29 protein-coding genes are annotated in these 26,765 nt (G+C 66.8%); 21 read left to right on the top strand and 8 right to left on the bottom strand.

Going from position 1 to position 26,765, the window contains the following annotated elements:
- Positions 1-119 precede the first annotated feature (119 nt).
- Positions 120-764 (bottom strand): metalloregulator ArsR/SmtB family transcription factor, encoded by a 645-nt coding sequence (locus E3U47_RS23615; protein WP_134693994.1) that lies wholly within the window; start codon positions 762-764, stop codon positions 120-122.
- 312 nt (positions 765-1,076) lie between these two features.
- Here E3U47_RS23615 and E3U47_RS23610 point away from each other — a divergent pair, with 312 nt between their 5' ends.
- The 9 genes from E3U47_RS23610 (at position 1,077) to E3U47_RS23570 (ending at position 9,327) form a co-directional block, all read left to right on the top strand.
- The gene (locus E3U47_RS23610; protein ID WP_134693993.1) at positions 1,077-2,120 is read left to right on the top strand and encodes a methyltransferase; all 1,044 of its coding nucleotides are present in this window, start codon (positions 1,077-1,079) and stop codon (positions 2,118-2,120) included.
- On the top strand, positions 2,120-3,013 hold the full coding sequence (locus tag E3U47_RS23605; RefSeq protein WP_134693992.1) for a VOC family protein: 894 nt from the start codon (positions 2,120-2,122) through the stop codon (positions 3,011-3,013). The genes E3U47_RS23610 and E3U47_RS23605 overlap by 1 nt, the downstream gene beginning before the upstream one ends.
- 60 nt (positions 3,014-3,073) lie before the next feature.
- Positions 3,074-4,084, top strand: coding sequence for an SUMF1/EgtB/PvdO family nonheme iron enzyme (locus E3U47_RS23600; protein ID WP_134693991.1), 1,011 nt, complete (start codon positions 3,074-3,076; stop codon positions 4,082-4,084).
- 34 nt (positions 4,085-4,118) lie between these two features.
- Positions 4,119-4,715 carry a GTP cyclohydrolase II RibA gene (gene ribA / locus E3U47_RS23595; RefSeq protein ID WP_134693990.1) on the top strand — a complete coding sequence of 199 codons (597 nt, stop codon included), beginning with the start codon at positions 4,119-4,121 and terminating at the stop codon, positions 4,713-4,715.
- Between the two features lie 24 nt (positions 4,716-4,739).
- Positions 4,740-6,431 carry a WD40 repeat domain-containing protein gene (locus tag E3U47_RS23590; RefSeq protein WP_134693989.1) on the top strand — a complete coding sequence of 564 codons (1,692 nt, stop codon included), beginning with the start codon at positions 4,740-4,742 and terminating at the stop codon, positions 6,429-6,431.
- 12 nt (positions 6,432-6,443) lie between these two features.
- Positions 6,444-7,103, top strand: coding sequence for a cyclopropane-fatty-acyl-phospholipid synthase family protein (locus E3U47_RS23585; protein ID WP_134693988.1), 660 nt, complete (start codon positions 6,444-6,446; stop codon positions 7,101-7,103).
- Positions 7,100-8,014 carry a bifunctional diaminohydroxyphosphoribosylaminopyrimidine deaminase/5-amino-6-(5-phosphoribosylamino)uracil reductase RibD gene (gene ribD, locus E3U47_RS23580; protein WP_134693987.1) on the top strand — a complete coding sequence of 305 codons (915 nt, stop codon included), beginning with the start codon at positions 7,100-7,102 and terminating at the stop codon, positions 8,012-8,014. The genes E3U47_RS23585 and ribD overlap by 4 nt, the downstream gene beginning before the upstream one ends.
- A gap of 105 nt (positions 8,015-8,119) precedes the next feature.
- The gene (locus E3U47_RS23575; RefSeq protein ID WP_134693986.1) at positions 8,120-8,800 is read left to right on the top strand and encodes a pyridoxal 5'-phosphate synthase; all 681 of its coding nucleotides are present in this window, start codon (positions 8,120-8,122) and stop codon (positions 8,798-8,800) included.
- Positions 8,797-9,327: a GNAT family N-acetyltransferase gene (locus E3U47_RS23570; RefSeq protein WP_134693985.1), complete on the top strand. Its 531-nt coding sequence runs from the start codon at positions 8,797-8,799 to the stop codon at positions 9,325-9,327. The genes E3U47_RS23575 and E3U47_RS23570 overlap by 4 nt, the downstream gene beginning before the upstream one ends.
- Positions 9,328-9,354: 27 nt before the next feature.
- Here E3U47_RS23570 and E3U47_RS23565 read toward each other — a convergent pair whose 3' ends face one another.
- Both E3U47_RS23565 and E3U47_RS23560 read right to left on the bottom strand, forming a co-directional pair.
- A complete protein-coding gene (locus E3U47_RS23565; RefSeq protein ID WP_134693984.1) occupies positions 9,355-10,095 on the bottom strand; it encodes a class I SAM-dependent methyltransferase in 741 nt (246 codons plus the stop codon).
- Complete coding sequence (locus tag E3U47_RS23560) at positions 10,092-11,525, bottom strand: MFS transporter (RefSeq protein WP_134693983.1); 1,434 nt, start codon at positions 11,523-11,525, stop codon at positions 10,092-10,094. The genes E3U47_RS23565 and E3U47_RS23560 overlap by 4 nt, the downstream gene beginning before the upstream one ends.
- A 133-nt stretch (positions 11,526-11,658) precedes the next feature.
- On the opposite strand from E3U47_RS23560, the gene E3U47_RS23555 reads away from it, so the two are divergent.
- From E3U47_RS23555 to E3U47_RS23545, 3 genes are all read left to right on the top strand, one after another.
- Positions 11,659-11,979, top strand: coding sequence for a YbjQ family protein (locus E3U47_RS23555; protein WP_134693982.1), 321 nt, complete (start codon positions 11,659-11,661; stop codon positions 11,977-11,979).
- 138 nt (positions 11,980-12,117) lie between these two features.
- Positions 12,118-12,306: a hypothetical protein gene (locus E3U47_RS23550; protein ID WP_134693981.1), complete on the top strand. Its 189-nt coding sequence runs from the start codon at positions 12,118-12,120 to the stop codon at positions 12,304-12,306.
- Positions 12,307-12,527: 221 nt separating this feature from the next.
- Positions 12,528-12,833 carry a hypothetical protein gene (locus tag E3U47_RS23545; RefSeq protein ID WP_134693980.1) on the top strand — a complete coding sequence of 102 codons (306 nt, stop codon included), beginning with the start codon at positions 12,528-12,530 and terminating at the stop codon, positions 12,831-12,833.
- Positions 12,834-12,991: 158 nt separating this feature from the next.
- Here E3U47_RS23545 and E3U47_RS23540 read toward each other — a convergent pair whose 3' ends face one another.
- From E3U47_RS23540 to ampC, 3 genes are all read right to left on the bottom strand, one after another.
- Positions 12,992-13,324 (bottom strand): hypothetical protein, encoded by a 333-nt coding sequence (locus E3U47_RS23540; RefSeq protein ID WP_134693979.1) that lies wholly within the window; start codon positions 13,322-13,324, stop codon positions 12,992-12,994.
- Between the two features lie 307 nt (positions 13,325-13,631).
- Positions 13,632-14,255, bottom strand: coding sequence for a glutathione S-transferase family protein (locus E3U47_RS23530; RefSeq protein ID WP_134693977.1), 624 nt, complete (start codon positions 14,253-14,255; stop codon positions 13,632-13,634).
- 1 nt (position 14,256) lies between these two features.
- Entirely contained in the window at positions 14,257-15,396 is a 1,140-nt protein-coding gene (gene ampC, locus E3U47_RS23525; RefSeq protein ID WP_134693976.1) for a class C beta-lactamase, read from the bottom strand.
- A 149-nt stretch (positions 15,397-15,545) separates the two neighbouring features.
- Here ampC and E3U47_RS23520 point away from each other — a divergent pair, with 149 nt between their 5' ends.
- On the top strand, positions 15,546-16,541 hold the full coding sequence (locus E3U47_RS23520; RefSeq protein ID WP_134693975.1) for a bile acid:sodium symporter family protein: 996 nt from the start codon (positions 15,546-15,548) through the stop codon (positions 16,539-16,541).
- Between the two features lie 143 nt (positions 16,542-16,684).
- Here E3U47_RS23520 and gspI read toward each other — a convergent pair whose 3' ends face one another.
- Positions 16,685-17,044, bottom strand: coding sequence for a type II secretion system minor pseudopilin GspI (gspI, locus tag E3U47_RS23515; RefSeq protein ID WP_134693974.1), 360 nt, complete (start codon positions 17,042-17,044; stop codon positions 16,685-16,687).
- 147 nt (positions 17,045-17,191) lie between these two features.
- Here gspI and gspG point away from each other — a divergent pair, with 147 nt between their 5' ends.
- The 7 genes from gspG to gspF are packed head-to-tail and all read left to right on the top strand — an operon-like array spanning position 17,192 to position 25,012.
- A complete protein-coding gene (gspG, locus tag E3U47_RS23510) occupies positions 17,192-17,638 on the top strand; it encodes a type II secretion system major pseudopilin GspG (protein ID WP_134693973.1) in 447 nt (148 codons plus the stop codon).
- A 6-nt stretch (positions 17,639-17,644) separates the two neighbouring features.
- A complete protein-coding gene (gene gspK, locus E3U47_RS23505; RefSeq protein WP_134693972.1) occupies positions 17,645-18,595 on the top strand; it encodes a type II secretion system minor pseudopilin GspK in 951 nt (316 codons plus the stop codon).
- Complete coding sequence (gspL, locus tag E3U47_RS23500) at positions 18,592-19,512, top strand: type II secretion system protein GspL (protein ID WP_134693971.1); 921 nt, start codon at positions 18,592-18,594, stop codon at positions 19,510-19,512. Before gspK ends, gspL begins: the two co-directional genes overlap by 4 nt.
- The gene (gspM, locus tag E3U47_RS23495; RefSeq protein ID WP_134693970.1) at positions 19,502-20,023 is read left to right on the top strand and encodes a type II secretion system protein GspM; all 522 of its coding nucleotides are present in this window, start codon (positions 19,502-19,504) and stop codon (positions 20,021-20,023) included. Before gspL ends, gspM begins: the two co-directional genes overlap by 11 nt.
- Positions 20,020-22,389: a type II secretion system secretin GspD gene (gene gspD / locus E3U47_RS23490; protein ID WP_134693969.1), complete on the top strand. Its 2,370-nt coding sequence runs from the start codon at positions 20,020-20,022 to the stop codon at positions 22,387-22,389. Before gspM ends, gspD begins: the two co-directional genes overlap by 4 nt.
- Complete coding sequence (gene gspE / locus E3U47_RS23485) at positions 22,386-23,807, top strand: type II secretion system ATPase GspE (protein ID WP_134693968.1); 1,422 nt, start codon at positions 22,386-22,388, stop codon at positions 23,805-23,807. Before gspD ends, gspE begins: the two co-directional genes overlap by 4 nt.
- Positions 23,807-25,012, top strand: coding sequence for a type II secretion system inner membrane protein GspF (gene gspF / locus E3U47_RS23480; RefSeq protein ID WP_134693967.1), 1,206 nt, complete (start codon positions 23,807-23,809; stop codon positions 25,010-25,012). The genes gspE and gspF overlap by 1 nt, the downstream gene beginning before the upstream one ends.
- A gap of 206 nt (positions 25,013-25,218) precedes the next feature.
- Here gspF and E3U47_RS23475 read toward each other — a convergent pair whose 3' ends face one another.
- Positions 25,219-25,707 carry a signal peptidase II gene (locus E3U47_RS23475; RefSeq protein ID WP_134693966.1) on the bottom strand — a complete coding sequence of 163 codons (489 nt, stop codon included), beginning with the start codon at positions 25,705-25,707 and terminating at the stop codon, positions 25,219-25,221.
- Between the two features lie 184 nt (positions 25,708-25,891).
- On the opposite strand from E3U47_RS23475, the gene E3U47_RS23470 reads away from it, so the two are divergent.
- Positions 25,892-26,765: class I SAM-dependent methyltransferase (locus E3U47_RS23470; protein ID WP_134693965.1), on the top strand; the 874-nt coding region annotated here is incomplete at its 3' end.

Here is a 26,765-nt window from a genome sequence, read left to right as displayed (position 1 = left end):
GGGAGCAACAGTCTTGCCCGCGAATGCCGGTAGCCGGTGCCAGGCGGCGCCTCGCCTGGTTCGCCAGCAAGGCTGGCTGCTACAGGGGGCGCGCATTCCATCTTTGCAAATCCTGCCGTCTATTTCGGCGAAATCCTATAGACACAGCGGCGATCACCAGAGATCAGGTGCTCGCAGCGCTCCACCGTGGCCTGCTCGCCAATCGCCGCCTGGAATACCTGTAGCTCGCTGCGGCAAAACCCCTGGCAGCGGGTCGCGGCGATGCAGATCGGGCAGTGGTTCTCGACGATCAGCCAGGCCTGGCCATCGGCCTGCATCTCGGCCATGTAGCCGGCGCGTTCTCGTAGTTGCACCAGGATGCGCACCTTGTCTTCCAGGGTTTGCGCACTGGCACAGGCCTGCTGGTACTCGCGGCTGTTGCTGTCTTCCATGCGGCTGATCAGGCGGTCGACGCCGTCGCTACCGAACACCTGCTCGACGCTTTCGATCAACTGCAGGGTCAGCACGCTGTGGGAATCGGGAAAACGCCGCTGGGCCGTGGCGGTCAGCGTCCATTTCTGCGAGGGGCGGCCAGCACCCTTGGCCGGCACGCTGATGCCGCTGATCAGCTCCGTGGCCTGCAGCTTCTGCACCTGTTGGCGCGTGGCTTCGAAGGTAATGCCGAGCAGTTGGGCAAGATCGGCGGTCTTGAGCGGCCCGCGGGTCTTGAGCAGGAACAGGATGCGGTCGGTGGTGCAGTTCGGGTCAACGGAGGTCGAGGTCATGGAGCGTTGCAAACCGGGGTGAATGAGCGGGTCGGGCACTCTCCTGGGCCGTCCTTTGCGCAGGCAAGTGGGCGAAGGATAGCCTGTATTCATGCGGATAGGTGCAAGGTGAACGAGTATCGATAGGAAAATTTATATTCGATAAAAATATAAAAGTTTGTGGTTGTATTTCTTTGCCTCAGGTCTAGGCTCTTTTGCGGAGCCTGTGCTTGCCGGTCCCAGGGAGGGTTGCGTGCAAGTTCGTGGAATTCCTTGGCTGGCCCATGGCCGGGCGCAGGTCCTACTCCAATAACTCGACAGGGACGTGAGTGCATGAATGCCCAGAAACCCGTGACCATCTACGAGCATGCCGACGAGGTGAACAGCCTGCAGGGCGTGGTCGACCTGGTGAAACTGTCCGATCAGTACCGTCAATCCGCCATTCTGCATTCGGCGTTGGCCCTGCGCGTGTTCGACCACGCCCGCCAGCCAATCGCGGCCCAGGCGTTGAGCGATGCGCTGGGCTGGGTGCCGAACAAGGGCCGGATCTTCCTCAACGCGCTGGTCGCCATGGGCCTGCTCAAGCGCAGCGCGCAAGGCTACGAGAACCTGCCGTTGAGCCAGCGCTTCCTGGTCAGCGACAGCGCCGAGTTCATTGGCCCGATCATCGATCACCAGCGCCTGCAATGGCACAACTGGCCACGCCTGGGCGAGGTGCTGCGCAGCCGCGACTCGCTGGATTTCCAGCAGGAAAACCGCTTCAAGCACGATATCGCCGCCCGCGATGCGTTCAACGACGCCATGGTCCGTTTCAGCCAGCCGATGGTCGACGTGCTGCGCGACCTGCCACTGTTCGACAAGGCGCGGCGGGTGATCGACCTGGCCGGCGGCCACGGCACCTACCTGGCGGAGATCGCCAGCCGTCATCCGCAGGTCAAGGGTGAAGTCTGGGACCTGGAGCCGACCCGTGACGCCGCCGCAACCACCTTCGGCAAATACAAGCTGGAAGAGCGTCTGGGCTTCCACGCGCGCAACCTGCTGGACCTGGCCCAGTACCAGGGCGAGCGCGCCGACGTGGTGATGCTCAACGACTGCCTGCACTACTTTACCCGTGAGCAGGTGCGCACCTTGATCGCCGGTGCCGCCGGCATGGTCGAGGACGGCGGCGCGCTGCTGGTGCTGAGCATGGCGCTGGAGGACGACGAGATACATCCGGCGCTGTCGGCCGACTTCTCCTTGCACATGATGCTCAACACGGTCAACGGCGAGCTGCACTCGACCCGCTACCTGATCGACAGCATGGCTTCGGCGGGGCTTGCAGTGGAGCAGGAGCCGATCGGCCGCTACACCCTGCTGGTTGGACGGAGGGCTGCCTGATGCTGCGTCTATTGGCATTGCATGCCGCGCCGCTGGGCGACGCGGCGGCCCAGGCCCTCGACAGCCTCGGCAGCGCGGCGGCGAAGGCGGGCTTCAGCCTGCAGGTTAGCCAGCAGGCGGCCGGGCAGGGGCCGGTGGATGCGGTCTGCCTGCTGCTCGACAGCGCGACGCCGCCAGCGGCGCTGGGCAACTTGCTCAATGAGGCCCGCGGGCTGTGCCACAACACGGCCCTGGTGCTGATTCGCGTGCAAGGCACGTTGGCGCAACTACCATCGGCCAGCGGTGTGCTCGCGCAATGGCAGCAGGCAAGCCAAGGGTTCCTGTACCCTTATGCGCTGGATATCGCCAGCGGCCAGGTGGCAGAGCAGGTGATCAAGGCCTGGTTGCCGGGCTTCGCCAAGTTCGCCGCCGCCAGCAAGCTGTGGCGCTCCCTCGACGGCCTGGGGCTGGACGAGGCGGCCCGGGCCAAGCAGCGCCCGGAGATGAACCACGTCAATATCCTCACCCGCGACCTGGAAGCCTCCAAGGCGTTCTACGCCGACATCCTCGGCGCCAACTACTGCTACAACCTCGGCCCACGCAAGGCGGTGATGGAACTCAACGGCTTCGACTTCTTCATCGAGCAGAGCGAGGCCTTCAGCTATCCGGCCGGCTACCACATCGGCATCCGCGCGCTGCCCGAGGATGTGCGGCGCATCGCCGAGCAGGTCACGGCCGCCGGCAGCATCAAGCTGGTCAAGGGCAACGGCCCGGCTCCTGGCTACCACCATGGCCCGGACCAGGTCCGCAGCGCAGTGTATTTCGAAGACCCGGACGGCCTGGTCATCGAGGTCTACAGCGCCGAAGTGGAAATGATCGAAAGCAACCCGCGGTTGCTCACCGATCGCCTCTGACCCCAGCTCGCCACACCCTGCCGCGGCGCGCGGCAGGCGTGGGCCCAGGCAGGTATTTGCATGAACAGCTACAAACAGTGGCATTGGCCGCGGCTGCCCAGCCCCTTGCCCAAGGATGTCAGTGACCGGGCCCTGATGGGCTACCCGGAGCACTACCTGGAGCAACCGCTGCAAACCAAGGTCGGCGAAGCCTTCGACGCCTTGCTCGACGGCCCGCTGGAAACCTTGCTGAGGATTGTCCAGCAACCCAGCGAGCCCCTGGCCCGGCGTATCGCCGCCGGCGAGGTGCTGGGCTTGCGCGGCGATCCGCGCATCGACACCTTCGCCCCACAGATGATCGACATCCCGGCGGCGCGGGTACATATCGGCCTCGACCCACGCGCGGTAGAGCAGGTGATGGACCAGTTCGACGGCTTGGGCCTGGACCGCAGCTGGATCGCCAAGGAAACCCCGCGCCACGCGGTGGAACTGGCGGCATTTCGCATCGCCCGGTTTCCGGTGACGCACCAGGAGTACCGCCAGTTCCTGCTCGACAGCAGCCACCCTGGCATCCCCGAGGGCTGGGCCTTTGGCCGTTACCCGCGGCACCACGCCAACCACCCGGTGTACAGCGTCGCCGCCAGTGATGCCGACGCCTATGCGCGCTGGTTGAGCAAGCGCACCGGACGGCGTTTCGCCCTGCCTAGCGAGGCGCAGTGGGAATACGCCGCAGCGGGCACCGAGGGGCGGCAGTTCCCATGGGGCGACAGTTACCAGGTCGAGCATGCCAACACCGCCGAGCTGGGCTACCTGGACAGCACCCCGGTCGGCGTCTTCGTCGACGCCGCCTCACCCTTCGGCGTGCTGGACATGGCCGGCAATGTCGAGGAGTACGTGGCCGAGGACTACCAGGCGTACCCCGGAGGCCCACGCATCGAGGACGACCTGGTGCTCGATGTCGGCACCCACCGCGTGGCCCGCGGTGGCAGCTTCACCCGCTTTCGCGACCTGGCGCGTACCGCGCGCCGCCACGGGCGTTACCCACGGCCGATCTACGTCATGGGCTTTCGCCTGGTGGAACACCACAACTAAGCAACCGCGTCTTCCGTGCAAGAGGTCTGATCCCATGAACAAGGATGTTTCGCTGCATACCATCGTGCCGATCTCTATTCTCGGCGGCGATGTCGACGCCCATTTCTATGGTTTCCATGGTTTCGAGCGCCACCAGGAGCACTTCGCCGTGGGCATCGGCCCAGGTCGGGACGAGGTGCCCCTGGTACGGGTGCACTCCGAGTGCATCACTGGCGATGTGTTCGGCTCGCAGCGCTGCGATTGCGGCCCCCAGTTGCAGGAGGCCCTGCGCACCCTCAAGGAGGTCGGCGGCTACCTGATCTACCTGCGCCAGGAAGGGCGCGGCATCGGCCTGTATTCCAAGTTCGAGGCCTACCTGCTGCAGGACTCTGGCCTGGACACCTACGAAGCCAACCTGCGCCTGAACCACCTGGCCGACTCGCGCTCCTTCGACCCTGCCGTGCAGATCCTGCGCGCCCTGGGCGTGGACCAGTGCCGCCTGCTGACCAACAACCCGGAGAAGGTCGCCCAACTGCGCGCCGGCGGCATCGATGTGATCGCGCAGGTACCCACCGGGGTGTTCCTGACCAACCACAACCGCAACTACCTGCAGGCGAAGGCCGTCAAGTCCGCCCATTCGATCAAGCTCTGACCTCCAGCGAAAAAGGATCTTTCGATGAAACACATAGGCCCTATCAGCGGCATCGCCGCCCATGCCGCGCACTTCGTCGCCACTGCCGGCTACGACAACCAGGTGATTTTGTGGAACGCCAGCACCGGCGAGCCGATTCACCGCGTGCACCACGATCACCTGGCCAACCAGTGCGCGTTCAGCGCCGACGGCAAGTACCTGGTCAGCGCCAGCAGCGACTACACCGCGCGCATCTGGGAAGTGCCGAGCATGCGCCTGAAGGCCGTGTTGCAGGGGCACAACGACGACGTCGAGATGGCGGTGTTCTCACCAGACAGCCAGCGCGTGGCGACCTGCTCGCGTGACCACGTGCTGCGTATCTTCGACCTCGATGGCGTGCAACTGCAGGCATTCCATGGCCACCAGGCCGACGTGATCTCGGTGGTCTGGTCGCCGGATGGCCAGCGCCTGATTTCCAGCAGCGATGACGGCACCGTGCGCCAGTGGGACACCCGCAGCGGCCAGCAATGCGACGAGGTGGACATCGGCGGCGTGGAAACCGACACCATTGCCATCACCCGTGAAGGCGTGGTGTTCGCCGGCGATGATGAGGGGCGCATCTCGATCATCGCCGACGGCCAGGTGCAGACCGTGCCGGCCCATGCCGCCGGGATCAAGCGCATTGTCTGGAACGACGACAAGCGCCTGCTGGTTAGCCTGAGCTATGACCGCTCGGCGATCCTCTGGACGTTTGATGCCGGGCGCAACCTGGTCAAGCGTCGCAGCACCGCGCTGCCGAGCATCGTCTGGCCACGCAGCTGCGCCTTCGTCGGCGACGAGCAGCTGGTGTTCGCCACCTTCGGCTCGCGCTACGCCACCTGGAACTACGAGCAGGACCAGTGGCAGGTATCGGGCATCGAGCCGGCGGTGAGCATCAATGCCGTGGTGCGCAGCGAAGAGCGCCAGTACAGCATCGGCGACGCTGGCATCCTGCACCGTGACGACCAGCCGGTGACCTGTGTCGGCAGCCTGTGCAACTTCCTCCTGCCGTTCGGCCCGCTGCTGCTGACCGGTGGCCAGATGGGCCAGGTGTTCGATGGCCTGTCCGGGCGCATGCTCTACCAGCACCGTTCTCCGCTCAACTGTGGCGCAACCTTCGTCAAGCAGGGCGAGGACCTGGCGCTGATCGGCACCTACACCGGCGAAGGCCTGGTGTTCGGCCATGACGGCAAGGGCGGCCTGCGCCTGGTGGCGTCGATCCCCATGCACGACAACGCGATCAAGGGCGTGGCCGCCGACGAGCGTCACCTGTTCAGCGTCTGCGCTTCGGCCGACGCCGCGTTGCACAGCATCGCCGACTTCAGCTGCGTGCGGCACATCGAGGCGGCGCATACGCGCATTTCCAACGGCTGCTGCCCGATCACCGGCGGTTTCGCCAGTATCGGCCGCGACCTCAAGTTGCGCCTGTGGCTGGAAACCGGCGACGAAGTGTTCGATTCGCCGCACCAGCACTCGATCAAGTGCATCGCCGCCTCCAGCGATGGCCGGGTGATCGCCACCGCCGCCTACAACGGCACCGTGGCGCTGTTCGACCTGGCCTCGCGGCGCTGGCTGCCGGTTCAAAGGCCCACGGCCAGCGGCATTTCCTGCCTGACCCATGACGCGGCCAGCGATGCGTTCCTGGCCAGTTCCTATGATGGGCGCATCTACGGCATCGACGCGCGCCTGGCATCCTGACGGAGGATTGCGATGAGCAAGCAAGCACAGGGCTTCATGGCCCAGGACGCCTACCGCAAGGCTCTCGATACCTCGTTCGTGCACCGCTATAGCCATGGCGAGGACGAATGGTCGTGGGATGTCGGCATGATCCAGGCGGCCCAGGTGTTCCTCGAGCGGCTCGACCCGCAGGGCGACCAGCATGTGCTGGATATCGGCGTGGGTCGTGGCCGCGATGCCTCCACCTTTATCCTCGCCGGGCACCGCGTCACCGGGCTGGATATCGTCGAGAACTCCAGCTGGCCGTTGCTGCGCAAGCGCTGGGGTGATCGCCTCGACCTGGTGAACAAGGCCATGCAGGACTGGCAGCCGGCACCGGGGACGGTGTTCGACGCGGCCCTGGACAACGGCTGCTTCCACCACCAGCACCCGGACGAATGGGGCCCTTACCTGGCCCATGTGCGTCGCCTGCTGCGCCCCGGCGCGCTGGTCGGGCTGAACGTGTTCGGGGTCGATGATGCCCACCCCGAGGCGGGGTGGCGGGAAATGGATAACCAGCGCCAGGGCTATTTCTTCACTGACGCTGGCATCCGCCAGACACTGGAGGCCCACGGCTTCACCTGGCAGGGCCTGGAGGTGATCGAGCGTCAGCATGGCGAGGCCCGCTATCTGCTGGCGCTGGTCCGCACGTGAGTGCGCTCGACCGCCACTACCTGGATATGGCCCTGGCGCTCGCCAGCCAGGGCCTGTACAGCACCATGCCCAACCCGCGGGTCGGCTGCGTGATCGTCAACGATGGCCAGGTGGTGGGGCGCGGATGGCACCAGCGCGCCGGCGAAGCCCATGCCGAGGTACATGCGTTGCGCGAGGCCGGAGAAGCGGCGCGTGGCGCCACCGCCTATGTCACCCTCGAGCCGTGCGGCCGGCATGGGCGCACGCCGCCCTGCGCCGATGCGTTGGTGGCCGCGGGGGTGAGCCGGGTGGTCAGCGCCAGCGCCGATGCCTCCCAGTGTGGTGGTGGCGAACGCCTGCGCCAGGCCAGCATCGTCGTCGAAGTATTGCCGTGCCCGGAAGCGCGGGCGCTCAATCGTGGGTTCTTCTCGCGCATCGAGCGCCAGCGCCCCTGGGTACGAGTATTGCGGCCCGACGCGTTGGCGATCGGCACGCTGGGCGACGGCGCGATGCTCAGTCATTGCGATGAGCAAGCACCACTGGCCCACTGGCGGGGGCGGGCATCGGCCTTGCTGACCACCTGCGAATGGGTCAAGGCGTGCGACACGTCACTGCTGGCGCCGGTGTCGGCGCAACGTGCCACGCCAGTAGCACCATTGCGCGTGGTGGTAGACCAGGGGCTCGAGTGTCCAGCGTCGGCCGAGGTGCTCGACGGTCGTGCGCCGACCCTGGTGTTGCATGACAGGCGGGTGATGGCTGGCGGGCGCTTTGCCCAGGTTCGTTGCCGCATGCTCGATGAGTTCGGTGCGTCGCGGGTGTTGCAGGTGCTGCACGAATTGGACTGCAACGAGGTGCAGGTCGAGGCCGAGCCAGCGTGGTGCGAGGCCTTGGCGCGCCAGGGGCTGGTGGATGAGTGGCTGGTGAGGGTCTGAACGTTGGGCAGCTTGCCGCGTCGGCTTCTGCGCAGGCGTGGGAAGGCGGGCCGGTTCGATGGTAGGGTGGTGGTTTACGCCCTGGCTGCAGGAGGTTGACGCATCATGCTCCACACCACCCTGGACGCATTGCCGATCAAGGAAATGCTGAGGCAGATTCCATCGCTCAAGGCACCGCTACCTGACCTTGATCTGTCGGCTATGCCGGCCACGCCCCAGGAGGCCTTCGCGCTGTGGTTGGACGCGGCGTTGGCCGCGGGTGTGCGCGAGCCCCATGCAATGACGCTATCGACCGTCGATGAACAGGGCTGGCCCGATGCGCGGGTGTTGATCCTGAAGAATGTCGATGCGCGTGGGTGGCACTTCGCGGTCAAGCGTGAAAGCCCGAAGGTCAGGCAAATCGAACATCAGCCCAAGGTATCGCTTACCTTCTACTGGCCTGCGCTGGGGCGGCAGATCCGCCTGCGGGGTGAAGCCGTGGCATTGTCAGCGCAGGAGTGCGCCGAGGATTTTCTGGGGCGCCCTGTGAGTTCGCGCGCCAGTGCCATGGCCTCCCGGCAAAGCGAGATCATGGAGGATCCCCAGTCGCTGGCGAGGCGTCTTGCCCAAGCTCAGGCTTTTCTTGAGGGCCACCCCGGTCATGTCGAAGCCGGTTGGCAAGTTTATGCCGTTGCGCCGACGGTCGTGGAGTTCTGGCAGGGCGCCACTGACCGCAATCACAAGCGTTGGCGCTATACGGCCACCCAGGGGGGCCTCGCGTGGAGCGCGGTCCGGCTGTGGCCATGAGCGGGCCGATCGCGCCAGGCAATGGCTGGGTCTTGCGCCGTGCCAGCGCAGAGGATGCCCCCGCGGTACTGGGCCTGTTCGATGAAGCCATCGCCTGGTTTCGCGAAATAGGCAACCCGGGGCAGTGGGGCACGGAGCCTTGGTCGGCCCAGCCGCAGCGGGTCGAACGCGTGACACAGGCGTGTGCGTTGCCGGGCGCCTGGGTGGCGCACACACAATCTGGCACCCTTGGCGCGGCCTTGGTGCTGGGAGAGGCGATGCCCTACGTACCCGCTGCGACGGAGCCGGAAGTCTATGTGCGGCTGCTGGTTGCCTCGCGCCGTCTTAGTGCGCGGGGCGTTGGCCGGTACTTGATGGCGTTCGCCGATGAGCAGGCGAGGGCGGCAGGCGTTGGGCACCTGCGCGTCGATTGCTACGGTGGCGGGTCGGGAGCGCTGGTGCGTTTCTACGAGTCCTGCGGTTACCAGCGTGTCTGCACCTTCGAGGTCGATGGCTGGCCGGGCCAGTTGTTGGCGCGAAGCCTGTGAACAGGCTCGCAGGCGGCATTGCTCGGCTCAGCGGCTGCAGATCAGGCCAACCTGCAGGCTGTTGCCTTCGAACAGGTCCCAATACCCCGCTGGGTGTGCCTTCTTGCGAATGCCGCTGATCAGCGGGGCGATCCAGCGCACGTTGCGCAGGCCCACGTCGTGGGCAGCCTGTTCATACACCGACTTGTGCCAGCGGTAGTAGGTGAAATCAGCGGGCGGCGTGCTCATGAACTGGCCCTGGCAGCGAAAACCGCCTTCCACCGGCTGCTCGTCCAGGACACGGATGCCGTAATCGGTGAAATTGCCTCGGGCCAGGTCGAACGTGGGGTTGGCGGTGTAGGCGATCAGGTGCCCATCGGGCTTGAGGTTGAGCGCGACGGCCTGGAACATGCGCCGCAGTTCCTCGACGCTACCGGCATAGTTGAACAGCCAGGCGGCGGTGACCTTGTCGAACTGGCCGATCTCGCCCATTTGCGCCACATCGCGCACTTCGTAGGCGATGCCGTCATTGGCCTGGCGGGCTTGGTGGATCATGCTCGGCGAGATATCCACGCCATGCACCCGTGCCGCGCCCCAGTCCTTGAACCGACGGCTGAAGAACCCGTGGCCGCAGGCCAGGTCGAGGATTGCGTCGCCGGCCACCCCACCGAGCAAGTCGTGAACCATGTAGCGGACGGTATCGACCTCGACGCCACGCTGGCTGGCATGGCTGGTGAAGTCTTCGAATTGATCGCTGATACGCTCGTAGACTTCCTGTGATTCTTTCATGGTTGTTCCTTGCGAGCAGAGGGGCCGGTGATGCGCAGCGCCAGCGGGATGGCCAGCAGCGGCGCGCAGGCGAACAGGGCGAACAGCCAGGTCGCGGCCTGGCGCGCGCCGTCGAGGCCGCCGGGTTCGACCAGGCCCGCGCTGTTGCTGACCAAGCCGGCGAGGGCGGCGGCCAGGGCGGTGGCGTAGAGCTGCACGGTGGTGATCGACGCCGAGGCGAGGTTTTCCTCGCCGGGGCGCGCGGCCTGCAGCACGCGGGTGAGCAGATGCGGCCAGCCCAGGCCGATGCCCAGGCCGACACCGGCCAGGGCCACGGCATACAGTGCCAGGCCGGGGGCTTGGGCCAGCCAGGCCGGGTGCGGTGTGAGCAGGGCCAGGGCCAGCAAGGCAAGCGCCACCAGCAATGGGCCGAGGCGGATCTGTCGGGCGCCGCCGTTGCGGTCGCGCCCGGCGCTGGCCAGGGCGCCGATGGTCCAGCCTGCGGCCATTACCGCTGTCAGGTAGCCGGCCGCCAGCGGCCCGAAGCCGTGGATCTGCTGGAGGAAGTAGGGCACGTAGATTTCAGTGGTGATGGCCGCCACCAGCAGGCACATGATGGCGAACAGCGCGCCCATCGGTTGGCGTAGGCTGTAGGCGCCGCTGGGCAACAGGTGATGGCGCGCGCGCGGATCGAGACGGGCGATTAGCGCGGCAATCGCCAAGCCCACGGCGATGCCCACCAGGTTGATCCACAGCACCTCGGACAGGCTGGCCGCGCAGATAGCCAGCACCGAGGCGACCAGGCAGGCGATGAGCCCATAGGCCGGGCGGGCGTCGTTGTCGTCCAGCGCCTGGCGCCCCGGCAGACGCAGGCAGACGATCAGCGCAAGCAGCGCGGCCACCGGCAGCAATGCCCAAAAAGCCCAGCGCCAATGGCCGCCCTCGGCGAACACACCGCCCACCGCCGGGCCACACAAGGTGGCCACGCCCCACATCGCCGACACCAGGGCCATGGCCCGCGGCCACAAGCGGCGCTCGAACACCAGGTGGATCAGCGCATAGCTGAGGGCGAACAGGATACCGCCGCCCAGGCCTTGCACGCTGCGCCCCAGCAGCAGCATCGGCATGCTGGCGGCCTGGGCGCAGAGCACGGAGCCGGCAGCGAACACCAGCAGTGCCAGCAGGTAGGCAAGCCGTGGCCCGCTGCGGGCCAGCAGGCGAGTGGAGAGGGTGGAACCGATGATCGAGGCCACCACGAATAGCGTGGTGCTCCAGGCATAGAAGGACAGCCCGCCGATTTCGCCGATCACCGTCGGCAACAGCGTGGTGACGATGTACACATTGATGGCATGCAGGGCGACACCCCCGGCCAAGGCGATCGAGCGCAAGGCGTTGCCGCCGCTGAGCAGCTCGTTCCAGCGCGCCGGAGGGTGTTCGGGAAGGGCGGTCATGACGGCTCCTTGGGTGATCCTGCGCAGGGAGTCTAGGAGCCGTATGTCAAATATTCAAGAAGGAACTTGTGTAATTGGCGGGCCATGAATTTGTTAGGATCGCCTTCTTTTGTTCGTAGCAGGAGTACCACTCATGATCATCAGCACCACCAGCCAGCTCGAAGGCCGCCCTGTCGCCGAGTACCTCGGCGTGGTCAGCGCCGAATCGGTGCAGGGGATCAACTTCGTGCGCGATTTCTTCGCACGTTTTCGCGACTTCTTCGGCGGCCGTTCGCAGACCCTGGAGAGCGCGCTGAAGCTGGCCCGCGAGCAGGCCACCGAGGAACTCATGGCGCGGGCACGGCAGTTGCAAGCCGATGCCGTGCTGGGGGTGGACTTCGAGATCAGCATGCCGTCGGTGCAAGGAGGCATGGTCGTGGTGTTCGCCACCGGCACGGCGGTGCGGCTGAAGTAAGCGCTTGCCACTGGTCGGGCTGTGTCGGATTGCCCGGTTAGTCTGCAAATGACCGGCTAGTCTCACTTCAGCGGACCGCCGCTTCTCTAGGCAAGCGCGTTGCTTGTCGGCACGGTCACCATTGGAGGGAGACAGGGCATGAGCGAATCCTATTACGAAGACTTGAACGATGCGTTTCCGATCAACAGCCAGGTGCGTTGTGGCCAGGCGGCCTTGCGCCTGGGTTTTGCCAACATGACCCTGGACGAGTCGGAGCAGTTACAGCCTGCCCATTTGCAGCGGGCCAAGAAGGGCCGGTTCATGCCGCGGGTGCCCTCGAAAAAGTAAATCGACGTTGATCCCAGCGCGGGGCAAGCCCGCTGCCACAGGTGCCGTGCAATGACCTGTGGCAGCGTGCTTGCCCCGCGCTTGCGTTCAGGCGCCCGCCCAACGGCGCGATTTTCCCAGCATTTGTTGACCCCGCTCATGGTATCGGCGCGTCACCCTCGCCGGGTGGCTGCGACTGTGCTTTTCTTGCGCGGCATTTCAGACTCGGAGTAATCAGCGCAATGCGAATCAGGGAAGAGACCTACTGGCAATGGGCCGATGCGCAGTTGCACAGCCGCAGCCATGATGAGGAATTGAGCGATGGCACCAGCATCGATGTGCAGGTGCGGCTTTCCCGGCTTGGCGCCACGCAGTTGTTCGTGGGCGTGTACGCCCAGGGGGGCAAGGCCCTGCTCGAGGAGTATTACCCGGCGCGGCCTGGTGAAACCATGACCCGCGCGTTGGTATGGGGTGTCGACCGGGCCAGGGCAGTGGCCACGGGTGCCTTGCCGCTGCCTGAGGAGGCGGCACGACGGCTTCGGGCCTGAGACACTGCCGGCGAACCCCGGCGTAGCCGGGGCCAGGCACCGCGGCGCTTGCTTCGTCAGCACTACGGATTGGGCGTCGCGCGCAGATTGCGCACATGAAAAAGCCCGGCCTTGCAGGGCCGGGCTCAAGCAGCGCTGTACGCTTGGCTGAGACACGCTCAGTTCAGCGTATCGATCACCTTGACTGCCTGCCGCTCACGGGCGGTAGGCCATTCTTGTTGCAGGGTCTGGAGGACGCGACCGACGAAGATGGTGTCGGCGGCGGCCTTCTTGCCGACGTAGCCCTGGCCACGACGGTAGACCTTGAAGCGGGCGCGCATGCTGGGCATGTGCGATTCGAATTCAGCTTCGACCGTGTTCGGCGGCAGACGGTCAAGGCGGACGTCGCCGGACTGGCTGACCCACAGCAGGTGGTCGTCGAGGCTGTCTTTGCGCGCGGCGAACAGCTGGGCCAATTGGTCGATGGTTGGATTGTTGTTCAAGTTCATCATAAAGCCCCCATTACTCTCATTCGTTGGTGAAGTTCGGCTGAAGTTCACATTCGGCGCCACACCATGTAGCGCGCTAACCAAGGCTGCTACAGCAGCATTGCAACAGGGGCTTTCTCACGCTGCCTTCTGGGCAGTTTCCCTCTCCACGGACGGCCTGCGTTACCGCGCAGGCCGTCTGGAACACCCTTGCCACCGCTCCCGATCAGGGAGACGGCCTCATCATGCACAAGGCGCGGGAAGGGCGTCAATGGCTTTGTAGTGATTATTTTTCGTCACTACATCTTGTCGGACAATCCAGCTCGTTCTGTCAGGCCAGGCCGTTATCACCGTGTTCCAGGTAGCCCGGGCGCTCGCGCAGGCGCCAGTGGTAGGCCTCCAGCGCCGGCAGTGACGGGTGCTCCAGCGGTGTGCGTCGCCAGCGGTTGAGCGACAAGCCAATGGCCACGTCGGCGATGCTGAAATCGCTGCCGGCGACATAGGCGCCGGTGGTCTGCAGGCGCTGCTCGAGCAGGCGCATCCTGGCCGTCCACTGGGCGCTGGCGGCGGCCAGCAAGGCCGGGTCCTGGTGGGCCGGGGACTGACGCACCAGCGACATGAACGGGTAGCGCCAGGCGTCGTTGAGGTCGGTGGCCTGCCAGTCCAGCCACTGGTCCACCGCGGCGCGGCTGCGCGGGGCGCTGGGGTAGAGGTGTTCACCGCCGTACTGGTTGACCAGGTAGCGCAGGATGCTGTTGGACTCCCATAGCACGAAATCGCCATCGACGATCACCGGCACCATGGCGTTTGGGTTCAGGGCCAGGAACTCGGGGCTGTCGGTGGCGCGAAAGCCGCTGCCCCAGTCTTCGCGCTGGAACGCAAGGCCCAGTTCCGCGCAGGTCCACAGCACCTTGCGCACGTTGATCGAGGACGCTTTGCCAAGGATCTTCAGCATGTCAGTGCTCCAGGCTGGACAGGATGCGTTGTGCCGCGCGCACGCGTTCTTCGTTGGGGTAGTTGCGGTTGGCCAGCAGCACGATGCCCATCTGCTTGGCGGGCACGAAGGCGACATAGGCGCCGAAGCCACCGGTGGCGCCGGTCTTGTTGTACCAGGCGGCAGGCTCGGCGGGCAGCGCTGGTTGCAGCGCGCGGACGGGGTTTTCCCCGCGGATGATCTTGGCGCCGTTGTACTCCAGCAGGGTGTCGAGAGCGACGGGGTATGGATAGCGCTCCCAGCCCAGGCCCTGGGTCATCGGGCCGACCTGGAAGAAGCCGGATTGGGTGATGGCGATGGCGTTGCGCAAGGCCGGGTCCAGCGTGGTCGGTTGCAGTTGCAGTTGTACGTAGCGAAGCAGGTCGCTGGCGCTGGTCTTGATGCCGTAGGCCTCGTCGGCGTAAGGGCCCGGGTTGACCCGCAGCGGTTTGTCGTCGGCGTCATAGCCCTGGGCGTACAGGCCGCGTGCGTGGGCCGGTACTTCCAGGTAGGTATGCTTGAGGCCCAGGCGCGGCAGCAGCCCCTGGGTCATCAGCTCGGCGAATGGCCGCTGCTGGGCACGGGCGGCCAGGTCACCGAACAGGCCCAGGCTGGGGTTGGAGTAGCAGCGGTAGGTGCCCGGCGCGTGGCGGCGTTGCCAATGCTGGTACCAGGCCAGGGTCTGCTCGGGCGTTTGCACGGCATCCGGGAATTGCAGCGGTAGGCAGTCGCCGCTGTAGGTGCCCAGTTGCAGCACGCTGGCGCTGCCGATCGGTGCCTTGGCCAGGGCCGGCTGGTAGCGGCTGGCGGGGGCCTGGAGGTCGAGCGTGCCTTCGGCGCTGGCCAGGGCGGCGAGGGTGGCGGTGTAGGTCTTGCTGATCGAGCCGATCTCGAACAGGGTGTCGCGGCTCACCGCCTGCTTGTCGACCTTGTTCGCCCAGCCGTAGTTGAAGTAATGCGACTGACCGTTGGCATAGACCGCCACCGCCATGCCCGCGATATGTTGCTCGCGCATCAGCGGTTCGATCACATCGTCGACAGTGGCTTGCAAATCATTGGCCAGCAGCGGGGGGGCCGCGAGGGTCAGGGCGGTGGCCAGCAGCCAGGGCGTGGGGCGTTTCATGGTCGGGGCGTTCCTTGTCATCAGTCTCGGGGAGGCGAAGCGCTGCTCGGTGTGTCCGTTGGGCGACATCGCAGGGGGGGCCGGCGTTAGCGGCAGAAGGGCCGAGACCTTATCGTCCAGGCTTGCACAAAGACAAGACGGAATCTGTGATGAGATATTTGCGCATGCTGTTCGACAACTTCACCCTGGCCTTGCTTGCAGTGGTGTTCATCGCCACCGTGCTGCCGTGCTCCGGTGAAGGCGCGGTACTGTTCGGCTGGCTGACCAATCTGGCCATCGGCCTGCTGTTCTTCCTGCACGGCGCCAAGTTGTCGCGCGAGGCGATCATCGCCGGCGCCGGGCACTGGCGCCTGCACCTGCTGGTATTCGCCTGCACCTTCGTGCTGTTTCCGCTACTGGGGCTGGCGTTCAAACCGTTGTTCGTGCCGCTGGTGGGCAACGAGTTGTACCTGGGCGTGCTCTACCTGTGCGCCTTGCCGGCCACGGTGCAGTCGGCCATCGCCTTCACCTCGCTGGCCCGCGGCAACGTGCCGGCGGCGATCTGCAGCGCGGCGGCCTCGAGCCTGCTGGGGATCTTCCTTACGCCCCTGCTGGTGATGCTGTTGCTGGGGGCGTCGGGCGATACCGGCTCGGGGTTGGACGCGGTGCTGAAGATCACCCTGCAACTGCTGGTGCCCTTCGTTGCCGGTCAGCTTGCCCGGCGTTGGATCGGAGCCTGGGTCAAACGCAACGCGCGCTGGTTGAAGGTGGTGGACCAAGGATCGATCCTGCTGGTGGTGTATACCGCGTTCAGCGAGGCGGTGGTCACCGGTTTGTGGCACACGGTTTCACCGCAGCACCTGGCGGGGTTGTTCGCCGTGTGCGGGATCTTGCTGGCGGTGGTGCTGCTGGGGACGCGCTTGTTGGGGCGGGTGCTTGGGTTCAATGTCGAGGACCGCATCACCATTTTGTTCGCCGGGTCCAAGAAGAGCCTGGCCACGGGGGTACCGATGGCCCAGGTGCTGTTCGTGGGCGGTGGGATCGGGGCGATGATCTTGCCGTTGATGTTGTTCCACCAGATCCAGCTGATGGTCTGCGCGGTGTTGGCCCAGCGCTACGCGGCGCGGGTGGGGACGGGCCATCCTGAGGTACGTGCGTCGTTGTGAGGGGCATCCTTTTCAAGGGTTTGGGCGCTTGGACTATTGATCGGGTGAGGGCCTCCAGGTGTCCGCCGAAAGCCTTGCGGCGCTCGATCTTGTAGGCGCTGCAACTCTAATGTCGAACACCCTGAAAGGTGTCCTCTGTGCGCTCATTGACCCACCAACGTCTGCAATCGCGCCAACGCCGGCCCTTCGTGTTGGCGTTCGAACACCTGCAGCGACACCTCCAACATGCCGCCCGGCGCACGCGACAGGCGCTGCTCGCAGCGCAGGCGCAAGCGCCCCTGGTCACAGTCGAACTGCCGGATACCGGGCTTCGCGCCGCCCTCCAGGCGCAACTCGGCCAGCCGCCCCTGGGCCGCCAGCAACGCCAGCGCCTTGTCGCGTAGCAACCCATTGCCCTGGGTCATCAGCCCGGTGGCGCGCACGGCTGCGGCCATGGCCACGGCGACAATGGTCAGTGCCACCAGCACTTCGATCAGGGTGAAGCCTTGTTCCTGGCGGCGCACGGCATCTGCTCGCTTCGAGGCAAAGGGGCACTCTAGAGCGGCGCGATGACCGTTTGACGACGCCGACTCCCGAGCTTTTTCAATATCAGTGACATACCCGCTTGCCACAATCGGCCCCCGATTCGAACTCACGCAAGGAATGCCGAGATGCAGATCGCCCGCCGCAGCGCCACAGGCCGCCGTTTCCGCCAGCAGGGCTTTACTCTGATCGAGATCATGGTGGTGGTGGTGATCCTCGGGATTCTCGCGGCCATGGTGGTGCCCAAGGTGCTCGACCGCCCCGACCAGGCCCGCGCCACCGCGGCACGCCAGGATATCGCCGGGTTGATGCAGGCGCTCAAGCTCTACCGCCTGGACAACGGCGGCTACCCGAACCAGAACCAGAGTCTGAAGGTATTGGTGGAGAAGCCGGCCCAGGCCAAGGACGGCCAATGGCGCGCCTACCTCGACCGCCTGCCCAACGACCCCTGGGGCCGCCCTTACCAGTACCTGAACCCGGGGGCCAACGGCGAGGTCGATGTGTTCTCCCTGGGGGCCGACGGCCAGGCCGGCGGCGACGGGGTGAATGCCGATATCGGCTCGTGGCAGTTGTGACCGGCCATGGCGCGCGAAGAGGGCATGGCCGTGATCAGCGCCTTGCTGATTGCCGCGGTGGTGGCAGTGATCGCCGCAGGCATGATCGAGCGCCAGGGGCTGCTCACCCGGCAGCTGGAGAACCGCCAGCTGGCCTTGCAGGGGCAATGGGCGCTGGAGGGCGGCTTGCAGCTCAGCCGCCAGCTGCTGCTGGAACAACGAATGAGTGACCCGCTGGTGCGCACCGGGCAGCCCTGGGCGCGTCCGATCCTTGGCCTGCCTTCGGCTACGGTGCAGTTCGATGGGCGCCTGGAGGACGAGCAGGGCAAGTTCAACCTGCGCAACCTGGTGGTCGACGGCCAGCTCGATGCCGAGGCGCTGGCCACCTTCCAGCGCTTGTGCGCGTTGATCGGCGTCGAGGCGCGCCTGGCCACGGCGATTGCCGGCCAGGTGATCGACAGTTACCCGCAGCGCCCTGCGCAAACGCCGGCCACGGCCGAGCAAGGCCTGGGCAGCGGACGCCTGACTTCGCCGGCGGTGGCCGCGCAGCTCTTGCCGGCCAAGCGCCCGATGTTGCGTAACCTGGATGCCCTGGCCTCGCTCAAGGGCATGGATGGCAAGACCTTGCGGCACTTGCAGCGTTTCGTCACGGTGTTGCCGGCCCTGACCTGGGTCAACGGCAACACTGCCAGCGCCGAAGTGCTCGCCGCCCAGGTGCCGGGGCTGTCATTGCCACAGGCCACTGCGTTGGTGGCCGAGCGCGACGCTGGGCGCTGGTTCATCAATCGCGGTGACTTCGTCAACCGCTTGCGCATGCCGCAGTTGGCTACGACCGATGTGCGGGTGGGCATCAACAGCGACTGGTTCCGCTTCCATGGCCAGGCGCGCCTGGGCGCTCGCGCGTTGCCGATGCAGGCACTGCTGCGCCAGCGCGAAGGCCAGTTGGCGGATGTGATTTGGACGCGGGTGGGCGCATGAACATGCTGCTGGAGATCCAATTGCCGCCGCTGGCCGAGTTGACGGCGCAATCGCCGCTCGACTATCGCCATGGCGAGCAGCACGGCCAGGCGACGCGTGGGCAACTGGCGGCGCGGGCCAAGGGCATGGTGTGGCGCCTGCATCTGCATGAAGACGACAGCCTGGCCCTGGCCATCGCACTGCCGCCGCTGACCGGCAAACGCCTGGCGGCGGCGGTGCGCTGCGCGGTCCAGGGCCTGGTGCTGGGCGATGCCGGGCAGCTACATGTGGCCCATGGTCTGCGCCAGCCCGATGGCCGCGTCGCCGTGGCCTGGTTGGGGCAGCCGCAGCTGGCGCACTTGCAGGCTTGGTTGCAGGGCGAGCGGGTTCGCCTGGGCGGTGTGTTCGCCCAGCCCGCCGACGGCCTGCCGGCGCCGGACCTGGCAGGCGGCCTGCAGGGGCCGGCGAAACCGCTGGGCTGGGGGCCGGTGGTGGCGATCTGGGGCGTGGCGGCAACGGTCTGGTGCCTGGGGCTGAACCTGCACGCCGCGCAGCTGGCCAGCGCCGGCGAACAGCTGGGCGCGCGCATGGTCAGCCAGGTGCGCCAGGCGTTTCCACACTTGCCGGTGGTGCTCAACCCGTTGCAGCAGGCGCGCCAGCAGTTGCAGGGCGGGCAGGGAGCGGCGGCATCGGGTTTGCCGGCGCTGCTCGAAGGCGCCGGGCAGAGCATGCCGTTTCTGGCCGGTAACGTAGCGGCGCTGAGCTTCCAGGACGGGGTGCTGCGCATCACCCCGTTGGCCGAAGGCACCCAGGCGCCGACAGGCAGTACTTGGCAGGCCGACCTGGCGGCGCGCGGCATCGAGGCGGGTGTCGATGCCCAGGGCTGGACCTTGCGCGCCGGTGGGGCCCGGCAAGAGGAGCTGGCCCATGTCGATTAAAACGCGCCTGGGCGTCGCGCGGACGCAGGTGCGCCAGCGCTGGCAAGCCCTGGCCCCGCGCGAGCGACGTGCCGTGGGCCTGACTGCCGGCTTGCTCGCTGCGCTGTTCTGCTGGCAGGTGCTGATTGCGCCGGCCTTGGCCAGTATCGCCCACTGGGAGGCCGAAACGCCCAAATTGCGCAGCCAGGCCCAGGCCCTTGACGCATTGCTGGCCCAGCGTGCCGTAGCGCCCCCGGCCGACCTCGAACTGGCCTTGCGCCAAAGCCTGACCCAGGCGGGGCTGCACAACCAGTCGCGCCTCGCGCGCATGGACGGCGCCTGGCAACTGGACTGGCAGCACGCACCTGGCGAAGCCGCGGTGGCCTGGTTGCAGCAGGTACCCGCGCGCCTGGGGCTGAGCATCGGCCAGCTGGTGCTGCAGCGCGATGCGGACCACGCGCCGGCCGGGCCTGTGACATTTTCTGGAACTCTTCGCATGGATCAGGCGCCTGGCGCTAAGGACCCTTCATGACCTGCCTTCACTCCCGGTTGCTGCCGTTCGCGCCCCTGGCGCTGGCCTTGGCACTTGCGGCCTGCACCACCTCGCCGGCCGTGCAGACACCCCTGGCCAGCAGCGAGCTGGGCAGGCCGCTCGCCGCGCTCGGCGGCGCCCCGACTACCTTGGACCATCAAGCCCAGGCCAGCCCAAGCCCGCGCCCGGCCGCGCGGCAGATGCCTGCGCGAGTCGGCCAGCGGCACAGCCGCGCGACGCCGCTGGCGGCGCAGAGCAACCCCCTGGGCGACCAGCCGGTGCAGTTGAATTTCGTCGACGCCGATATCCAGGCCGTGGTGCGCGGCCTGTCCCGCGCCACGGGCCGGCAGTTTCTGATCGATCCGCGGGTCAAGGGCCAGCTGACCCTGGTCTCCGAAGGCGAGGTGCCCGCGGCCAAGGCCTACGCCATGCTGCTGGCGGCCTTGCGCATGCAGGGCTTGAGCGTGGTCGACGTCGGCGGCGTGGCCCAGGTGGTGCCCCAGGCCGACGCCAAGCTGCTCGGTGGTGCGCTGGCCAACGACGATCGTGTGGCCGGCAACGGCATGCTCACCCGCACCTTCCGCTTGCAGTACGAAAACGCCGTCAACCTGATCCCGGTGTTGCGCCCGATCGTTTCGCCCGACAACCCGATCAACGCCTACCCGGGCAACAATACCCTGGTCGTCACCGACTACGCCGAGAACCTCGAGCGGGTGGCGCAGATCCTCGACCGGGTCGATATTCCCAGCGCCATCGACACCGATGTGGTGGCGATCCAGAACGGCATCGCCAGCGACATCGCCAGCATGGTCAACGAACTGCTCGACAGCCAGGGCAGCGACCCGACGCAGAAGATCAGCGTGCTCGGCGACCCGCGTTCGAACAGCGTGGTGATTCGCTCGGGCAGCCCTGAGCGCACCCAGTTGGCCCGCGACCTGATCTACAAGCTCGACAATGCGCAGAACAGTGCCGGCAACCTGCACGTGGTATACCTGCGCAACGCCCAGGCCGACAAGCTGGCGCAGAGCCTGCGAGGGTTGCTCACCGGCGAAAGCGATAGCGCCAGCAGCGACGGCACCCGGGCGCTGCTCAGCGGTGGCGGCATGCTCACCGGGGGTAATGGCAACGGCGTCAATGGCACCAGCGGCACGCCGCAGGGCAACAGCAACCGCGGCGCCAACTCGAGTCAGGGCCACAACGGCCTGGGCGCCGGCAGCACGCCCAATGGCTATGGCAACGGCCTGGCCCAGGGCGAGCAGGGCACGGCGTTCTCTGCCGGCGGCGCGACCATCCAGGCCGACAAAACCACCAACACCCTGCTGATTTCCGCGCCGGAGCCGCTGTACCGCAGCCTGCGCGAGGTGATCGACCAGCTCGACCAGCGCCGCGCCCAGGTGGTGGTGGAGAGCCTGATCGTCGAAGTGGGCGAGGACGATGCCAACGAGTTCGGCATCCAGTGGCAGGCTGGCAACCTGGGCAAGAATGGCGCGTTCGGTGGTGCCAACCTTGGCGGCAGTGGCCTGACCAAGGGCGCCACCAGCATCGATGTGCTGCCCAAGGGGTTGTCGGTGGGGGTGGTCGACGGCACGGTGAAGATCCCCGGTATCGGCGAGGTGCTGGACCTCAAGGTGCTGGCCCATGCACTCAAGAGCAAGGGCGGCAGCAACGTGCTGTCGACGCCCAACCTGCTGACCCTGGACAACGAGGCGGCGAGCATCTTCGTCGGCCAGACCATCCCGTTCGTCAGCGGCCAGTACGTCACCGACGGTGGCGGCAACAGCAACAACCCGTTCCAGACCATCCAGCGCGAGGAGGTTGGCCTGCGCCTGAACGTGCGCCCGCAAATCTCCGAGGGCGGCACGGTCAAGCTGGACGTCTACCAGGAGGTCAGCAGCGTCGATGCGCGCGCCTCCAGCGCCGCCGGTACCGTCACCAACAAGCGCGCCATCGACACCAGTATCTTGCTCGACGACGGCCAGATCATGGTGCTCGGCGGCCTGTTGCAGGACGGTTATACCCAAAGCAACGAAGGTATCCCGTGGCTGTCCAGCCTGCCTGGGGTCGGCGCGCTGTTTCGCAACGAGCGCCGGGCCAGCAACAAGACCAACCTGATGGTTTTCCTGCGCCCGTATATCGTGCGTGATGCCGGGGTCGGGCGCAGCATCACCCTCAACCGTTACGACTTCATCCGCCGCGCCCAGGGCAACCTCAAGCCCGAGCACTCCTGGGCCCTGCCCGACATGGACATGCCGTTGTTGCCGCCGGTGGAGCAGGGCGTGCCGGACCAGGGGCGGGCACAACCGGCGGCGCTGCGAACGCCCCGGGCAGCGCTGCGCGCGGTGCCGGTGGACGAGGTCGCCCGGTGAGCCGGCTGCCCTATGCCTGGGCCAAGGCCCAGCGCCTGGTGTTGCAGGCCGACGGCGAGGCCGCGGCGCTGCTGTCGCGTTGCCCGTCGAGCCCTGGCTGGGCGCTGGCCGAGGTGCGCAGGCGGCATGGTCAGGTGCGAGTCGAGATGCTCAGCGATGCGCAGATGGATGCCCTGCTGGTCAGCGCCTATGCCGACACCGGCAGCGCCGCGGCCGTGGTCGGCGCCGCCGAGAACGAGGTCGACCTCGACCGGCTGTTGCAGGACATCCCGGAGGTCACCGACCTGCTCGAAGCCCAGGACGACGCGCCGGTGATCCGCATGATCAACGCCTTGCTCACCCAGGCCGCACGCGACCAGGCCAGCGATATCCATATCGAGCCGTTCGAGAGCCACTGCCTGGTGCGCTACCGGGTCGACGGCACCCTGCGCGACGTGGTCTCGCCACGCAAGGCCCTGCACGGCGCGCTGGTATCGCGGATCAAGATCATGGCGCAACTGGACATCGCCGAGAAACGCCTGCCCCAGGATGGCCGCATCGCCCTGCGTGTGGCCGGGCGGCCGATCGACATCCGCGTGTCCACCGTGCCCACCGGCCACGGCGAGCGGGTGGTGATGCGTCTGCTGGACAAGCAGGCCGGGCGCCTGCGCCTGGAGGCGCTGGGCATGGATGGCGACCTGCTGGCGCGGCTCGACCAACTGATCCGCCAGCCCCACGGCATCGTGCTGGTCACCGGCCCCACCGGCTCGGGCAAGACCACCAGCCTGTACGCCGCGCTGGCGCGCCTGGACGCCAGCGTCAGCAACATCCTCACCGTCGAGGACCCGGTGGAGTACGACCTGCCGGGGATCAGCCAGATCCAGGTCAACGCGCGCATCGACATGAGCTTCGCCGCGGCCCTGCGGGCCATTTTGCGCCAGGACCCGGACGTGATCATGATCGGCGAGATCCGCGACCTGGAAACCGCGCAGATCGCCGTGCAGGCCTCGCTGACCGGGCACCTGGTGCTGGCCACCCTGCACACCAACGATGCGGTGTCGGCGGTCAACCGCCTGGTCGACATGGGCGTCGAGCCGTTCCTGCTGGCCTCGGCGTTGCTTGGGGTATTGGCCCAGCGCCTGGTACGGCGCCTGTGCCCGCATTGCCGCCAGCCGGACCCGGCCGCGCCCGGACAGTACCGTGCCGTGGGGTGCGCGCAGTGCAATCATTGCGGCTACAGCGGCCGTACCGGCATCCACGAGTTGTTCTGTGTCGACGACCAGGTACGCGCCCTGGTGCACCAAAGCGCCGACGAGCAGGCCTTGCGCGCCGCCGCCCGGCGCAATGGCATGCGCAGCATGCGCGAGGATGGCCAGCGTTGGGTCGACGACGGCAGCACCTGCCTGGAAGAAATCCTTCGCGTGACACGGGATGCCTGATGAACCGCTATCGCTATGAAGCCGCCGACGCCCAAGGCCAAATCGTCAATGGCCTGCTCGAAGCCGACGGCCCGGGCGCGGCCCTGGCGCAATTGCGCGCGCTGGGCCTGACCGCCTTGCAGGTGGAGGCGCAGGCAGCGCCTGGGCAGGGCGGTGGGTTGTTCAGCCCGAAGCTTGCCGATGGCGACCTGGCCTGGGCCACACGTCAACTGGCCAGCCTGCTGGCCGCCGGCCTGCCGCTGGAGGCGGCGCTGGGCGCCACGCTGGAGCAGGCCGAGCGCAAGCATGTCGCCCAGGTGTTCGCTGCCGTGCGCGGCGATGTGCGCAGCGGCATGCGCCTGGCCGATGCCCTGGCCGAGCGGCCGCGGGATTTCCCGGACATCTACCGGGCGCTGGTGGCGGCGGGCGAGGAGTCCGGCGACCTGGCCCAGGTGATGGAGCGCCTGGCCGACTACATCGAGCAGCGCAACACCCTGCGCGGCAAGATCCTCACTGCCTTCATCTACCCCGGCGTGGTCGGCCTGGTGTCGGTGGGCATCGTGATTTTTTTGCTCAGCTATGTGGTGCCGCAGGTGGTCAGCGCGTTTACCCAGGCGCGCCAGGACCTGCCTGGGTTGACCCTGGCCATGCTCAGCGCCAGTGACTTCGTGCGCGCGTGGGGGCTGTTGTGTTTCACCGCTCTGGCGGCGGCCGTGTGGGGCTGGCGGGTCTATTTGCGCGCCCCGGCGGCGCGCTTGGCCTGGCACGCAAGGATCCTGCGGCTGCCGTTGCTCGGACGCTTCGTGCTGGGCCTGAACACCGCGCGCTTCGCCTCCACCCTGGCGATCCTCGGCAGCGCCGGGGTGCCGCTGCTGCGCGCGCTGGAGGCGGCGCGCCAGACCTTGGGCAACGACCGCCTCGACCAGTGCGTCAGCCAGGCCACCGCGCGGGTGCGCGAAGGCACGGGCCTGGCCTCGGCGCTGGCGGTGGAGAAAGTGTTCCCGCCGCTGCTCATCCACCTGATCGCCAGTGGCGAGAAAACCGGCAACCTGCCGCCGATGCTCGACCGTGCCGCGGACAGCCTGGCCAAGGACATCGAGCGCCGGGCCATGGGCATGACCGCGTTGCTCGAGCCGCTGATGATCGTGCTGATGGGCGCCGTGGTGCTGCTGATCGTCATGGCGGTACTGATGCCGATCATCGAAATCAACCAGCTGGTGCAGTGACCTGTGCCGCCACCGTCCACACCTGCTGGAGCAGTTGGAGGCCGCACCGCGCTAAAGGCCGGCTCTTTGCGAGCGGCCCGACGCAATCCCCTGTAGGAGCGGCCTTGTGTCGCGAAGGGTCGCAAAGCGACCCCATCAATCTAGAATTGGAACGCGCAAATCCGAAACAATCGCAAAGGCCTAGAAAGGGCTGCCGCCAAGGGCGATCAGCGTTTGCTTGGTCGGGTAATGCCGTCCACCAGCAGCACAGCGGCGCCGGCCATGATGGCGATGTCGGCCAGGTTGAACACACCGGTGTGCAGGCTGCCGATGTTGAGCACCAGGTAGTCGACCACGTGGCCGTCACGAAACACCCGGTCGATCAGGTTGCCCAGCCCGCCCACGGCGATGAACCAGGCGGCGCTGGCCTTGACCGGCGCCGATTGCCAGTGGCGCCAGGCCCAGACCATGGCCCAGCCGCACACCACGCCGACGGCGGCCACGAATATCAGTTGCTTGAGCCACGGCGCCAGCCCGGCGCCGAGGCTGAGAAACGCGCCGGGGTTGAGGCTCAGGGCCAGGTCCAGCCAGACGCTCTGGTTGCCATAGACATAGCTGTGCTGGTCCAGGGCGACCAGGGCGATCAGTTTTACCCACTGATCGATAATGATGAAGGCGATGCCCAGGGTCAGGACAAGGGTGCGGCTGGAAAACATGCTGGCAGTTCCTTTTGTGCGCGAATGCGGCTGTCGGGCACGCCCGCAGCGCGGCGAAGATAGCGCAGGCGGGTCTAGACTTAAAGCCCGGGTCTGTTGCAGGCGCGACCCGATCATCCATCCGACCACCGCCCCCGGACCGGACGTCGCCGACGGTGGCCTACTGGCAAGAGGAGGGCAGGTCATGGACGAGACGCGGCTTCACGAATTCATGGGTAGGCTGGTGGGCGATATGGGCGCGGCGGCGACGCTGGCCAATGTCATCCTTGGGGATGAACTCGGGCTGTACCGTGCCATGGCCGACAGCCAGCCGATCACGCCCGAGGGGCTGGCCGAGCGCACCGGCTGCCAGCCGCGACTGGTGCGCGAGTGGCTCAATGCCCAGGCGGCGGCAGGCTACATGAGCCACCACGATGGCTGCTTCACCCTGCCTGAAGAGCAGGCCATGGCCCTGGCGCTGGAGGATTCTCCCGCCTACATGGCCGGTGGCGCCGCAGTGGTCGCGGCGCTGTTCCACGACAAGGACAAGCTGGTGGCGGCCATGCGCGGCGATGGCGGCGTGCCCTGGGGCGATCATCATCCGTGCATGTTCAGCGGCACCGAGCGTTTCTTCCGCCCCGGTTACCGGACGTTCCTGGTGGCCGATTGGTTACCGGCGCTGGAGGGAGTGGTGGCCAAGTTGCAGGCCGGCGCCAAGGTGGCGGATGTCGGCTGCGGCCACGGGGCGTCGACCATCGTCATGGCCCAGGCTTTTGCAGCCTCGCATTTTGTCGGCTACGACTATCACGCTCCCTCGGTGCAGACCGCCAGCGAGCGGGCGCGCGAGGCGGGCGTGGCAGACCGGGTGCGCTTCCAGCAGGCGTCGGCCAAGGACTATCCGGGCCACGACCTGGACCTGGTGTGCTTCTTCGATTGCCTGCACGACATGGGCGACCCGGTGGGGGCGGCGCGCCATGCCTATCGGGCGCTCAAGGCCGATGGCACGGTGATGCTGGTGGAGCCGTTCGCCGAGGATACGCTGGATGCCAACATCAACCCGGTCGGCAGGCTGTTCTACG

The sequence above is a fragment of the Pseudomonas sp. RIT623 genome, from assembly GCF_004519305.1.
Taxonomy (GTDB): domain Bacteria; phylum Pseudomonadota; class Gammaproteobacteria; order Pseudomonadales; family Pseudomonadaceae; genus Aquipseudomonas.
Note: the sequence above shows the minus strand (reverse complement) of the source record. Positions and strands in the feature narration are given on the sequence as shown.

Coding starts and splice junctions, on each gene's coding strand:
- ampC (WP_134693976.1), bottom strand. CDS start 15,396: ATGAAACGCCCCACGCCCTGGCTGCTGGCCACCGCCCTGACCCTCGCG.
- E3U47_RS23590 (WP_134693989.1), top strand. CDS start 4,740: ATGAAACACATAGGCCCTATCAGCGGCATCGCCGCCCATGCCGCGCAC.
- E3U47_RS23475 (WP_134693966.1), bottom strand. CDS start 25,707: ATGTTTTCCAGCCGCACCCTTGTCCTGACCCTGGGCATCGCCTTCATC.
- E3U47_RS23545 (WP_134693980.1), top strand. CDS start 12,528: ATGCGAATCAGGGAAGAGACCTACTGGCAATGGGCCGATGCGCAGTTG.
- E3U47_RS23585 (WP_134693988.1), top strand. CDS start 6,444: ATGAGCAAGCAAGCACAGGGCTTCATGGCCCAGGACGCCTACCGCAAG.
- E3U47_RS23540 (WP_134693979.1), bottom strand. CDS start 13,324: ATGATGAACTTGAACAACAATCCAACCATCGACCAATTGGCCCAGCTG.
- E3U47_RS23565 (WP_134693984.1), bottom strand. CDS start 10,095: ATGAAAGAATCACAGGAAGTCTACGAGCGTATCAGCGATCAATTCGAA.
- E3U47_RS23560 (WP_134693983.1), bottom strand. CDS start 11,525: ATGACCGCCCTTCCCGAACACCCTCCGGCGCGCTGGAACGAGCTGCTC.
- E3U47_RS23520 (WP_134693975.1), top strand. CDS start 15,546: ATGAGATATTTGCGCATGCTGTTCGACAACTTCACCCTGGCCTTGCTT.
- E3U47_RS23530 (WP_134693977.1), bottom strand. CDS start 14,255: ATGCTGAAGATCCTTGGCAAAGCGTCCTCGATCAACGTGCGCAAGGTG.
- E3U47_RS23615 (WP_134693994.1), bottom strand. CDS start 764: ATGACCTCGACCTCCGTTGACCCGAACTGCACCACCGACCGCATCCTG.
- E3U47_RS23600 (WP_134693991.1), top strand. CDS start 3,074: ATGAACAGCTACAAACAGTGGCATTGGCCGCGGCTGCCCAGCCCCTTG.
- gspK (WP_134693972.1), top strand. CDS start 17,645: ATGGCGCGCGAAGAGGGCATGGCCGTGATCAGCGCCTTGCTGATTGCC.
- E3U47_RS23610 (WP_134693993.1), top strand. CDS start 1,077: ATGAATGCCCAGAAACCCGTGACCATCTACGAGCATGCCGACGAGGTG.
- gspD (WP_134693969.1), top strand. CDS start 20,020: ATGACCTGCCTTCACTCCCGGTTGCTGCCGTTCGCGCCCCTGGCGCTG.
- gspF (WP_134693967.1), top strand. CDS start 23,807: ATGAACCGCTATCGCTATGAAGCCGCCGACGCCCAAGGCCAAATCGTC.
- E3U47_RS23570 (WP_134693985.1), top strand. CDS start 8,797: ATGAGCGGGCCGATCGCGCCAGGCAATGGCTGGGTCTTGCGCCGTGCC.
- E3U47_RS23550 (WP_134693981.1), top strand. CDS start 12,118: ATGAGCGAATCCTATTACGAAGACTTGAACGATGCGTTTCCGATCAAC.
- ribA (WP_134693990.1), top strand. CDS start 4,119: ATGAACAAGGATGTTTCGCTGCATACCATCGTGCCGATCTCTATTCTC.
- E3U47_RS23605 (WP_134693992.1), top strand. CDS start 2,120: ATGCTGCGTCTATTGGCATTGCATGCCGCGCCGCTGGGCGACGCGGCG.
- gspM (WP_134693970.1), top strand. CDS start 19,502: ATGTCGATTAAAACGCGCCTGGGCGTCGCGCGGACGCAGGTGCGCCAG.
- gspG (WP_134693973.1), top strand. CDS start 17,192: ATGCAGATCGCCCGCCGCAGCGCCACAGGCCGCCGTTTCCGCCAGCAG.
- gspL (WP_134693971.1), top strand. CDS start 18,592: ATGAACATGCTGCTGGAGATCCAATTGCCGCCGCTGGCCGAGTTGACG.
- E3U47_RS23575 (WP_134693986.1), top strand. CDS start 8,120: ATGCTCCACACCACCCTGGACGCATTGCCGATCAAGGAAATGCTGAGG.
- E3U47_RS23555 (WP_134693982.1), top strand. CDS start 11,659: ATGATCATCAGCACCACCAGCCAGCTCGAAGGCCGCCCTGTCGCCGAG.